Below are 12,238 nucleotides of genomic sequence, written 5' to 3' on the forward strand. Positions count from 1 at the left end.
CAGTTCGTAAATACCTGCAGCAGGTATAAGTTACGTTCGTGCCATCGCTAGCTTCACTCTCCCTTGCCGTCAGGGGAGAGACTCTGCGTCAAAAGCTGAGTAAAAGGGAGAGTGGGCATATACGCATCGTGACAGTTCGTAAATACCTGCAGCAGGTATAAGTTACGTTCGCGCCATCGCTAGTTTCACTCTCCCTTGCCGTCAGGGGAGAGACTCTACGTGAAAAGCTGAGTAAAAGGGAGAGTGGGCATATACGCATCGTGACAGCTTGTTATCGCCACAGCATGTTCTCCACAGGGTGGAATGACGATATCGAGTTATACAATAGAAACAACTCTGCTCGGTGGCCAATTAACACTGCGAACACGTGTAGTAGTGCGGCTTCAGTATCAACGAGAAGAGCAGGGATATACCAACACGGTATATCCCTGCTCTTTTTGTATTTTATCTCGTCCTTTATATGGCCGCTTCGGCAGCCGAATCGGACTCGGCATCTGGTTGATGGCGTTGCACCACTTCATATATTGTCACCTTAAAGTCGATGATGTTGCCATCGGCCTGCTCGCGGCGCGAATGACCACGCTTGAATTCCTCGCTCTGAACCCAGTTGTCGAACGCGGCACGGTCCTGCCAGACCGTACGGACTACGAATTCGTCGTAATCCTCCTCCTGTCCGTTCTTTAATAGCTCCATGCTCACGAATCCCGGCATCCGATGCACGTGCTTCGGTCGTTCAAATCTTGTCTCCAGATGGCCTCCCATCCCTTTATGCACGCGAATGCAATTCGTTACAGCAATCATGGCGATTCCTCCTTATAGTGCGTGTTCAAAAAGACCGCTTTTCAGCACCGAGAAGTACATGTTTTTGCAAGAAAACTATATCGAAATCATTCTCGACTTCGACTTCTTGAACAACCTCTCATAGGGTGCCGGCCGCAACAGCCAGCGGAAATATATAGGGATATGCTTCTTCTTGATGAATGCGAACCCGGATGCGGAACACGCTCTCGAACATGTCCGGTGTCATCACGTCACGGGGTGGTCCATGATGAACGACGCTTCCGTCATGCATCACAATCATGCGATCGCTGTATTGAGCCGCCTGATTGATATCGTGCAGCACCATCACAATCGTCATGTTCATCTGTCCATTCAGCTGGTTCATCAGCTCCAGAACCTCAAGCTGGTTAGCAATATCCAAATAGGTCGTCGGTTCATCCAACAGCAGGACCTTCGGCTGTTGGGCTAAAGCCATCGCAATCCATGCACGTTGGCGCTCTCCTCCAGATAACGATTCCAGCGGCCGATCAGCCAATGTCTCCATGCGTGTGGCGCTGATGGCCCATTCCGTCACGGCGCGGTCTTCTCGTGATGTGCCTGACAGCATGCTGCTGTGGGGATGTCGACCATACTGCACCAGATCGCGGACGGTCATGTCGGTCAGCTGCGGCTGAATTTGGGTCAGCATCGACAGCGCTTTCGCCGTCTCTCTCCCTTTCATAACCGCGATATCCTTGCCATCCAGCATGACCAGACCCTGATGCGGCTTGAGCAGTCTGGCCATAAGCTTCAGCAGCGTAGACTTGCCTGAACCGTTAGGTCCAATAATGCTAATCCGCTCACCCTGCTCAGCATAAAGGGACACATCCTTAATTCCAAAATGCTGTGACATGTCGAAGCACAGCTGTTCCGCACTAAGCACGGCCACTGAACACACCTCCGCGTCTTAATAAATAGAGGAAGAATGGTGCCCCCACCACGGCCAGCAAAATTCCTACTGGCAATTCCAGCGGGTCGAACCAGCTCCGTGCGGCTGTATCGGCGAACACGACCAGCGCCGCACCGCCCAGGGCGGATACCGGCAGCAAGTACGCATAGTTGTTGCCGACAATTAGCCGTACCATATGCGGGACGACAAGGCCGACGAAGCCTATCAATCCTGACACGCTCACGGCGATGCCGGCCAGCAGGGTGCTGATCGAAATAAGGAACAGACGACTCTTTTCCGTCGGATGCCCGAGCAGCTTCGCTGCCTCATCGCCAAGCAGCAGAACATTCGCATGCCTAATGCCGAACACCGACAGGAGAAGAGCAACGGCAAAGTAAGGCAGCACCATCTGGAGATGGTACCAGCTCACACCGGCAAGACCTCCAGACAGCCAAGGCAGCACGGCTTGCACTCTGTCGCTGTAAAGCTGCATAATGCCTGATGTGATAGCCCCTGCCAAAGCGTTAACGGCTACCCCTGCCAAAATGATGCGCAGCGGCGAGGCCCCTTTCTTCCAGGCGAGGCTGTAAGTAATCATAACGGCGACCCATGCACCAACAAAAGCGGCTGCCGGAACCAAATAAATCATTTCCGGAAAAATAAGCATGATGATGACGGCCATCAGGCCCGCTCCTGCCGATACGCCGATAATGCCCGGATCAGCAAGCGGGTTGCGCATGACTCCTTGCATAAATGCGCCGGAGATGGCTAAGGAGCTCCCTACCACCATAGCCAACAAGGTGCGCGGCAGCCGGAAGTTCCAAATAATCTGATCATTGGTCGAAGGCTCGCGGTGAATAAGCACCTCCCATATCGTCTTCACGGGAATGGATACCGCCCCTGTCGACAGTCCGTATAGAAATGCGGCCACCAGAAGCACTACCGTTGCAATGATGGTCACCGTTCGCTTTCTCTTACGCGGGTCTTGACTCTGTACCCCCTCGCTGAACGCTTCGGGAGCCTTCAGCTTGGCATCGATAGTCATCCGTTATCACTCCGCCTGTTTCAGATGAGTCGCAAGAACATTTAAGGCGTCTGCGATTTTCGTACCTGGATTGGTGCCGAACAGATGCGAAGGAAGCACGACGATATTTTCGTTCTTCACGGCTGTCATACTGCTCCAGGCTGCATTTTTACTAATCTCTTCGTTAAATGCTTTCTGTACTGCTTCCGGGTCTCCGTGCGTAATGAGCAAAATAATATCTGGATCCGCTGCAATGACACGCTCCGCACTCAACTGCGCATAACCAGACATTTTATCCAGCTTTGGAAATTGTGCAGCTACATTTTTGCCCCCGGCTCTCGTTAACAGATCGCCTGGAAGCGAAGATGGGAGCGCAGCCAGTAATGTGCCGGGAGCGCCGTACACAATTAAGGCCTTCTTCGGATTGTCTTTATTGACCTTACCGGCAATTTGCAGCTTGATGTCCATTGCGTTAACGGTCGCCTTGGCTTTCTCCGTCTTGCCGAGCAATTGTCCGATCTTCAGCACATTCTCCTTAATTTCATTAACGGATTCAGAGCTGGCCACGTACACTAGCGCACCAGTTGCTTCCAACGCTTTAATATCCTTTATGTTCAAGCTTTTGCTTGCAATGACCAGCTCTGGCTTCAATGAAGTAATCTTCTCGTAATTCGGCGCATGACCCGATCCGATAACCGGTGCGTCCAACACCTCTTTTGGCAATGTCTTATTGCTCGTGTTCGGACGACCAACGACTTTTCCGCCCAATGCCGCCACAATCTGTGCATCTCCAGCAGCTAGCGTGATCACCTTCTCGACTGGCTTGCTTAATGTCAGCTCCCGGTCGGCGAAATCCTTCACGACAATGTTGGCCTGCGCGCTCGTTGCCGGCGCATTGAATGCGGCATGTACAAGCGACGAGCATACTAATGCGGCAGCTAGCATAAGCTTACCGGAATGGCGGACAACAGAACGACGTAACATGAAAAATACCTCCTATGGATATGTAGTGAGTAGCGATGAGTGATCATGATGGATGATAAAATTGAATCCTCATATCTTTACTCTGTCGATAATGAGAATCATTATCATATTCTTTAGTTATAATAATTGATATTGATTATCATTGTCAACAAAGAAATGCGTATCCCCTTTTCTATCACACCTCTCTCCCACACACCGGTTGTCCTGCCGATCAAAAAAGACCGTGCAGCTTGGTGCCAGCTCACGGTCTTACATGTATTATCGGACATAATTCATTACTGCGCGCTGCAAAGTTTCCAATGGCTGTACGCCGACAAAGCCTTCCACTTCCTTGCCTTCATAAAACAGTTTCAAATTCGGGATCCCCTGCACCTGATACTTGATGGCTGCATATGGATTGCTATCCACATTGACCTTAGCTATAATCGCCCGATCTCCCATTGCCTCGGCCAATCTCTCGAGTGTCGGCGCAATCATGCGGCAAGGTCCGCACCACGGCGCCCAGAAGTCGACCAATACCAGCTTATTGTCCTGGATAAAAGCTTCAATCGTGCTGTCTGTTAATTCCACCGTTGTCATGTCTATATTCCTCCTAACTACTTGTCGCTACATACCCCTATGGGTATAATATAAATCTTTCTGCTCCATTCGTCAACTATCTCAGCTATCTAGCTATCTTATTATCCGGACGATACAGCTTAATGCGATAAAGAGGCGCTGCTCAGAATCATGCGCCTCTTGCAGGCCAACTGTATCGATGGAATCAGACTATATCAGACAATATGGTCGGGTCAGGTAACTGAATATCCGCTCGGACCTTCAATCGGTACTCGTGCGGGATATTCCCTCCAGTTCCTTGAACATACGTGAGAACTGCTTCGTATTCTCAAAGCCAACCGCGTTCCCTGCTTCAGCCAGTCGCATGGAGCTATGAGCAAGCAGTTCCATCGCTTTTCGAATTCTAACCTTTTTCGGATACGATACGAAGTATCTCCGGTGAATGCTTTGAATGCTTCGCTGAAAAAAGTGTAGCTGGACGATACATGATTGCTGACTACGCCATATTCAGCGGCCGAAAATAATTTTCTTCCATTGCAGATGCCGCTGAGCCAGCAGCCTTTTCCACCATTTCCACCGTGATGACGGTGACGGCTTGCAGTGGATCCAGCTGCTTTTCAGCGATTTCTGAAATAAGAGGTTCAAAGCACTGTAGATTTCCGACAGTTATGCCACAACCGCCACCTCTGCTCATTACGCGCAAAGGTGGCGGTCAGTTCCTACAAAGCTGTAAATCGGTACATAATGCTGCAGAAATCGTGCTCCATCTGCGGTATAAAAATCCCCGCATACATGAGCTCATCCCCGCCATAGATGCGTCCGGTCTGCTCCAAACGATACATCGTATCCGGGCACAGACCTCTCAGCTTAATGCGGCAGCTGGCTGGATTGGGCTCTGCAAGCACGCGGAAGTGACCGAGCAGCGCATCCGATCGATCCGCAGAGACGAACATCCACGCCGTGTCATTGCCTTCGAACGGACTGCGCAGCCGGTACATGTCCCCATTCTGAACCAAGGCGCGCACTGACTTATAGAATGCTACTTGCTCCTTAACCGCCGTCTTCTCGGCGTCCGTGAACTTGGTCAGATCGAGCTCATAGCCGAAGTTCCCCGACATCGCGACATGCCCCCTCATCTCTAAGGAGGTGACTCTGCCAATCTGGTGGTTCGGCACCGCTGACACATGCGCACCCATCGTGCTAATCGGATAGACGAGGCTTGTGCCGTATTGAATCTTCAACCGCTCTACCGCATCGGTATCATCGCTCGTCCACGTCTGCGGCATATAGTACAGCATGCCGGGATCGAAGCGACCACCACCGCCAGAGCAGCTCTCGAACAACACGTGTGGGAAGGCGGTTGTCACCTGCTCCATTACGCTGTATACACCCAGCATATAGCGATGAGCAGTTTCCCGCTGCCGCTGCGGCGGCAAGCTGGCCGAACCGATCTCAGTCATATTGCGGTTCATGTCCCACTTCACATAAGAAATGGGGGCATTCGCCAAAATGTTGGACAGTGATTCTACGACCGCATCGCACACCTCTTGGCGCGAGAAGTCTAGAATAAGCTGGGATCTCGCCTGCGTCCGTCTGCGATCGGGCACATGCAGGCACCAATCCGGGTGAGCTCGGTACAACTCGCTGTCTGGCGAGATCATTTCCGGCTCGAACCAGAGGCCGAATTGCACACCTTGCGCATTTACCCGGCGCGCCACATCATCCAGACCGCCCGGCAGCTTCTCGGTATTGACGAACCAATCGCCAAGCGAGCTGCGGTCATCGTTCCGCTTGCCGAACCATCCGTCGTCCAGTACGAGCAGTTCAATGCCTAGCTCTCCAGCCGAGCCCGCCAATGCCTCAATCTTGTCTGCCGTAAAATCAAAATACGTCGCTTCCCAATTGTTCACGAGCACCGGGCGCTCGCGATCGCGGAAATGTCCGCGGCATAGCCGGGTACGATATAGATGGTGATACGTTCGTGACATTTCGCCCAGCCCTGCGCCAGAATAGACCATGACCACTTCCGGCGTCTGGAACGATTGGTCTGGTTCAAGCAGCCATTCGAAGTCGAACGGATTCATCCCCATCGAGACGCGCGTCGAGCGGAATTGATCGACTTCCGCCTGCGCCAGGAAGCTTCCGCTATAAACGAGGCTGAAGCCATAGACATCGCCGTGCTCCTCATCCGCCCCGTGCGACAACAGCGCAATGAACGGATTTTGCTGATGGCTGCTCGACCCGCGGCGGCTCTCCACCGATTGCGTGCCAGTGGCTAGCGGATGCCGGTCGATGTGGCGTTCGCGCGCCCAAGCGCCCGGCAAGCGCAGCAAGTCGAACTCCGCATGCGGGAAGTCGACGCTCATGCTAAGCGCCCGCTGCAGCTTCATCTCTGAGGTGCTCGCATTCCTATAGCGGACAGAGCGGATGATGGCATCATGCTCTGCGTATACGGTATACTGCATAACCGCTCGCAGCTCTGTGACCGTATCTTCCATCTCGATCTCGAGCGTCATCGCTTCTCCCTCAGACTCGACATATGTCGCAGGCAGTCCCTCTAATCGAGGCTTCCCACTTATAATTGTGTGACTTTTATAGATAAGCTCAGAAGCAGTCGCTCCTTGCTCGAACTGCACTTCATAGGCCGGATGGCGAAAATCCCCGCACCCATAGCCTGGCAGTTCCTGCGGGAGCGTGTCGGTCGAGAACGAGCGGTCCCGCGGGTCTGGATTCGGGTGGAACGAACAGCGATCCACATAGCTGATCCGCTCCATCTCATGAATTCCTCTCAGCTTGCGGCCCCAATACACATGGGCCAAGTAACCGCCCTTCACCACTTGCATCATGTAGCTAGTCCCTTTGGTCTGCAGGTGAAAAAGCTGCTCCGCCTCGTTGTAGACTATATTCATCCTTACCCCTCCCATGTATTTTCTTCATCTATTTGTTGCAAGCATGAATACCTTAATGCAAATCTTGCAGCTTCCGCTTCTTCTTATATTCGGACGGCGAGCATCCCTCGAATTCGAAGAAGCATTTCGTAAAATGTCTGGTGCTGTAATAACCGACTTTTTCGGCAACCTGCTGCACCTGCAGAGCTTGGTCCGCAAGCAGCTGCTTCGCCTGCATCATCCGCAGCCGGGTTACATATTTCACAAAGGTCGTGCCTGTCGTTTGATGAAATAACGTGCTTAAATAGTTCGGCGTCACACGGAAGTCCCGGGCCAGCTCCGCCAATGTGATTTCACATGCATAATGCTGTTCCAAATAGGAAATGACCTGTTCGATCATCCGTGAACCGCTATCCTTCGAAGCATGGTGCTGGAGCACCGATTCCCCGATCTCATATAGTGTCCGAACCCATTCATCTCCCTGTAAACTGATTCGGCGGTTCAAAGCTACACAAGCATACTCTTCAATCGGTTGAGCCACAGGCTGAGGCAAACTGTGCAATCCTTCTGTAATGAAATGCTGGCGGAGACGATCAACCGTCTTCATATAGGCCAAATAATGGTGTGCCTTATAGGCTTCACTCAGATCGAGCCATAGTTGGCCGAGTTCCATAAGCCATTCGGGGTGCTGGCCGACGAGCTGCTCCTTGCTCCAATGTCTGCCAATCCCTTTCGTCACGCGCAGCGGAGCTGCGCGCGAACATTCGTTCAGTTCCAGCCGCAGCTCCTGCAACGAGAGGCATACCCCCGTCGAGAATAACGTCACGGCAGCCTGCTTGCCGCTTCGTGCCTGCACATCTGCTTCCAGCTTGCGCAGGAGCCTGCGCAGCACCCGGCTTCCCTCCTCCTCCCGCTCCGGCAGCCAAGCGCCGATAAAGGCCATCTCTCCATTGGGAAGCATGAACAGAGCGGGATAGAATGACTCTGATACGTCAGCTTCCATCTCAAGGCGCAGCTGCGAAAAAAATTGCTGGTGGAACGATTCCGCCCGTTCTTCCATACCAATGTCGATCGCGAACGAGACGCCGGTATAATGCGCCCGATCCATAAATGTATCTTTGCGCGCCAATGCAGGGTCAATCCAACCCGAGAAGGCCGCGTTCAAATTGCTCTCGAACTGCTTCTGAAGCAGGTTGCGCTGTTCTTGCACCATCTTGGCGACTCTAAGCAGCGCCTGCTCTAATTCCTTGGCGCTCGACGGCTTCAGCAGGTAATCGGATGCCCCCAGCTTGACGGATTCCCGCGCACTGTCAAAGTCGGAGAAGCCGGTAAGAATGATCCAATGCGTCATCGGAGATTGATCTTTCCCGATGCGCATCGCCTCCAACCCGCCCATCTCCGGCATCCGCAGATCGAGCAGCACAATATCGGGTCTGCAATCCGGCAGCAGGTCAAGCAGTTCCTCTCCGCTCTCCGCTTGGCCGCATATTTCAAACGGATGCGGCATCTCTTGAATCATGCTCACCAGAGTCATGCGCACCAGATATTCATCATCGGCAATGATAATTCTCATGCACTCACTTCTTCCTTCCGGATTTGAATCGTAATCTTCGTCCCCTCATGCACTGCGCTTTGCACGGCAAAGACCGGCGACTGGTACAGCAGGTTCAAGCGTTCCTTCGTATTGACCAGCCCGACCGCATTCGGCCGGACCGCTGCGGCATCGAAGCCTTTTCCGGTATCTTCGATTACAATCGAGAGCCATTGCTCGCCATCCACCAGCTCCATCGCAGCATTCACCTGCAAGGCGGCTGGACGCCTGAGCGGTTCGATGCCATGTATGATCGCGTTCTCGACGAGCGGCTGAAGCAGCAGCTTCGGAATCGTATACTCGCCGACTTCCTCCTCATGCGCGATTCGGAATGTAAACTTGTCGCCGAATCGCATCTGCTGCAACTCGCAATATCGCTGCAAAAAATCGAATTCCTCACGAACGGTGCTCTTCGTCCGATCTTCTAGTGTATAGCGCAGCATTCGGCTGAGCGACACGATGGCTTCCTCCAACACATCCCGCTTGTTCATGCGGTTCAAACCGATAAATCCATTCAACGTATTATAGAGAAAATGAGGCTGAATCTGCGACTGCAGCGCACGGTACTCTGCCTCTTTCAGCTGCAGCTTGCCGATATATTCTCGTTTGACCATATCGCTAATCTGATCCGCCATCATGTTATAGGCAAGCGATAACTCATGTATCTCGCCTGAACCACTCTTCACTTCAATGCGCGATTGCCAATCTCCGCGCCGGAAGCGATTCATAGCGGCCAGCAGCTTGTTATATGGATTGATAATCCAACGCGATAACAGGTTGAACAGCAGGAATGTCGCCACCACTCCGGCAATGGCGAACAATGCGCCGACGATATAGAACCAACGGATATTATTCATTAATTCCGTCTCGGACAGCAGCACGACGATGCTCCATCCTGAGCTGCTCATCTTCTTCGCGATTTTGACATACGAATCGTGCTCACCTTTAACCACTTCACCAGCTTGGACAACTTGCAATTGCATCTCTTCTGACAGATCGTGATTGGAGAAGATCAACTTATCGTCCTGATCATAGATGCTCACCACCGAAGAGACATCGAATTCGATATCCTTGACCAAATGATTAATGATCGACAGATCCGCATCAGCCATCAGAACGGCAAGCGGTTGTCTTGAATCTGGATCCTGAATGAGCCGGGCTACCGAGAAGGCGTGCGACACGGCCGGATTCGTAACATAATCACGCGGATGCGGGCTAATGAATACCGTTTTGCCATCGGCATCATACGCTTTCTTATACCAAGCTTGATCCCGGAATGGGTAATTCTCTGTAATCTGTCCCCCTTGTGAGGAAGGGATCATATAAGTAGAACCGTCCAGCGGCAGCAGCACAATTCCAAGAATGTCGCTCCGCAGATTGCGCATCAAATTCGGCAAGCTGTTGCGCAGCGCGCGCTCCGACAGCAGCTTCGTATAATCGTCTACCTCGCTATAGCGTGAACTCGCTTTCAATTTCAGCGCGGTCATAACTTCATCGCTCAAATAAGGCGTAATCGTAAGCCGTACCAAATCGTCTAAATACGTCTCCATATTTTTCGACAGCGATTCCAAAATTGTCTCCGTCTGCATCGACGTCTTGTCCGTTATGACGTTATAAAAATAGGAGGGCATCACGTACACGATGACAATCATCGGAATCATTAAAATGATGAAGTACAGAACGAGCAGTTTAGAGCGCAGCGAGTGCAATTTCTGTAATGTCATGATGCCCTCCTACCGTTTAGTACGTAGTCAAAAGGCCGCTTTCTACCCTTTGACCGCGCCAGAAGACAAGCCGTGAATGAACTGCTTCTGCAGTGCCAAATAAACCAATGTTATCGGCAGCGCCCCCATAAGCGAGCCTGCGGCAACCCAACCGATATTGCTGTTATATTGTCCGAAAAATTTCGCCAATGATACAGTGATCGTCCGCACTTCGGTCTTTTCCAAGAAAAATACCGAGAATTGATAGTCATTCCAAATCGCAACCCCCGCCAAAATAATAACGGTCGCCGTCACTGGCTTGAGCAGCGGCATAATGAGCCGGAAAAATAGTCCGATACGGCTGGATCCGTCGATCATGCCCGCTTCATCCAAATCTTTCGGTATCGTTCCGATGAACCCGGTATACAAAAATATCGTAATCGGCAAGTTGAACGTCACATGGATGAGAATGATTCCCCAGTACGTATTGAGCGCTTGGATATCAACGTAGAAACGGTACAATGGCACCAGAATCGCCAACGGCGGCACGATGAGCACCGAGATGAACAACATATACATGAATTTGTTCCACTTCGTCTGATGACGCGCTAACGGATAGGCAGCCAACGAGCCGATGACGACGACGAGAACCATCGCAACTCCTGTAATAATGGTATTATTAATGAACGCTCTGCCGAGATTCGCCTCATTCCAAGCATTCACGAAGTTGTCGAGATACAAATACCCCGGAAATGCCCATTTGGAAGAAAGATCGTCCGTCGCCTTGAAAGAGCTGGTCAACAAAATATAAAACGGAATCGTATGAATCGCAACGAGCAAAATCGAACCGATGACAATGAGCCATTTTTTGTACGCTTTCATCATTGCTGCATCTCCTTTCTCCGCAAGAAGTACAGCGCAGACATACTAATGACGGATATAATGACGAACATCAGGTTGCCGAGCGAAGCCGCATAACCCGCATCTTGTCTAGAGAAATACAGATGATACATCAACGTAGATAGCGACGAGGACGCATACCCCGGTCCGCCGTTGGTCATGGCAATAATAACGTCGAACAGCTTCAACCCGCCGATCAGATTGAGCACCACGTTAATCGTGATGGACGGCGCGAGCAGCGGCAGTGTAATGTTGCGGAATTGCTTGAGTGACGATGCTCCGTCAATTTGCGCAGCTTCATAATACTCTTTTGAAATCGATTGCAAACCGGCCAAATAAATAACCATCGCAATCCCCATGTATTGGAACGTATTGACAAAAGTGATGATCCATACGTTTATATCCGCATTTGCTAATAAGTTAATCGGCTCGTCCTGGAACAATAGAACAATATCGTTCAGAGCGCCCCCGTTGTATTGGAAGAAGAAATACCAGATGTAGCCCATAATGAGCGGACTAATGATAACCGGTAAATATACGATAGTTCGGATAAGTCCTTTGGCCCGAATCGAGCGGTTCAAGTATAAAGCGTACAACAGACCGAGCATATTTTGCAAAAAAGTGCTGCCCATACCGTAAATAAGCGTGTTTTTCATGACGTTAACAATCTGTGGATCAGAGAACATCCGGCTGTAGTTGTCAAAGCCGATCCATCTGAAATCTTGAGAATACCCGTCCCAGTTCGTAAACGAAATCTGGATTCCCTTTATAAAGGGATAGAACACAAACACAGCAAACAGCGCTAGGGCGGGAATATAAAATAAATTCAAAACGCTGCCCGATGATAGCTTTCTCTTCGTCTCCATCGTTACCTCACTCCTG

At 51.3% G+C, this 12,238-nt stretch carries 12 protein-coding genes; all 12 read right to left on the reverse strand.

The features are described from left to right. Window positions 1–456: 456 nt before the first annotated feature. The gene (locus M3650_RS22670; protein WP_251578043.1) at window positions 457–801 is read right to left on the reverse strand and encodes an antibiotic biosynthesis monooxygenase; all 345 of its coding nucleotides are present in this window, start codon (window positions 799–801) and stop codon (window positions 457–459) included. 118 nt (window positions 802–919) lie between these two features. Continuing rightward, on the reverse strand, window positions 920–1,702 hold the full coding sequence (locus M3650_RS22675) for an ABC transporter ATP-binding protein (RefSeq protein ID WP_036704431.1): 783 nt from the start codon (window positions 1,700–1,702) through the stop codon (window positions 920–922). Then, entirely contained in the window at window positions 1,695–2,753 is a 1,059-nt protein-coding gene (locus M3650_RS22680) for a FecCD family ABC transporter permease (RefSeq protein WP_251578045.1), read from the reverse strand. Before M3650_RS22680 ends, M3650_RS22675 begins: the two co-directional genes overlap by 8 nt. A gap of 6 nt (window positions 2,754–2,759) precedes the next feature. Then, window positions 2,760–3,716, reverse strand: coding sequence for an ABC transporter substrate-binding protein (locus M3650_RS22685; protein WP_251578047.1), 957 nt, complete (start codon window positions 3,714–3,716; stop codon window positions 2,760–2,762). Window positions 3,717–3,974: 258 nt separating this feature from the next. Continuing rightward, on the reverse strand, window positions 3,975–4,295 hold the full coding sequence (gene trxA, locus M3650_RS22690) for a thioredoxin (RefSeq protein WP_251578049.1): 321 nt from the start codon (window positions 4,293–4,295) through the stop codon (window positions 3,975–3,977). Between the two features lie 240 nt (window positions 4,296–4,535). Beyond that, window positions 4,536–4,781, reverse strand: coding sequence for a helix-turn-helix domain-containing protein (locus tag M3650_RS32340; RefSeq protein WP_311295123.1), 246 nt, complete (start codon window positions 4,779–4,781; stop codon window positions 4,536–4,538). Then, the gene (locus M3650_RS22700) at window positions 4,771–4,968 is read right to left on the reverse strand and encodes a hypothetical protein (protein ID WP_251578050.1); all 198 of its coding nucleotides are present in this window, start codon (window positions 4,966–4,968) and stop codon (window positions 4,771–4,773) included. The genes M3650_RS32340 and M3650_RS22700 overlap by 11 nt, the downstream gene beginning before the upstream one ends. Before the next feature lie 25 nt (window positions 4,969–4,993). Further along, complete coding sequence (locus M3650_RS22705; protein WP_251578052.1) at window positions 4,994–7,183, reverse strand: alpha-galactosidase; 2,190 nt, start codon at window positions 7,181–7,183, stop codon at window positions 4,994–4,996. A 52-nt stretch (window positions 7,184–7,235) separates the two neighbouring features. After that, entirely contained in the window at window positions 7,236–8,735 is a 1,500-nt protein-coding gene (locus tag M3650_RS22710) for a response regulator (protein WP_251578054.1), read from the reverse strand. Next, complete coding sequence (locus tag M3650_RS22715; protein WP_251578056.1) at window positions 8,732–10,477, reverse strand: sensor histidine kinase; 1,746 nt, start codon at window positions 10,475–10,477, stop codon at window positions 8,732–8,734. Before M3650_RS22715 ends, M3650_RS22710 begins: the two co-directional genes overlap by 4 nt. Before the next feature lie 42 nt (window positions 10,478–10,519). After that, complete coding sequence (locus M3650_RS22720; protein WP_483311782.1) at window positions 10,520–11,341, reverse strand: carbohydrate ABC transporter permease; 822 nt, start codon at window positions 11,339–11,341, stop codon at window positions 10,520–10,522. Then, window positions 11,338–12,222 (reverse strand): carbohydrate ABC transporter permease, encoded by an 885-nt coding sequence (locus tag M3650_RS22725; RefSeq protein ID WP_251578058.1) that lies wholly within the window; start codon window positions 12,220–12,222, stop codon window positions 11,338–11,340. The genes M3650_RS22720 and M3650_RS22725 overlap by 4 nt, the downstream gene beginning before the upstream one ends. Window positions 12,223–12,238: the final 16 nt, after the last annotated feature.

It is taken from the genome of Paenibacillus sp. MER TA 81-3 (assembly GCF_023713585.1).
Taxonomy (GTDB): Bacteria; Bacillota; Bacilli; order Paenibacillales; family Paenibacillaceae; genus Paenibacillus_B; species Paenibacillus_B profundus.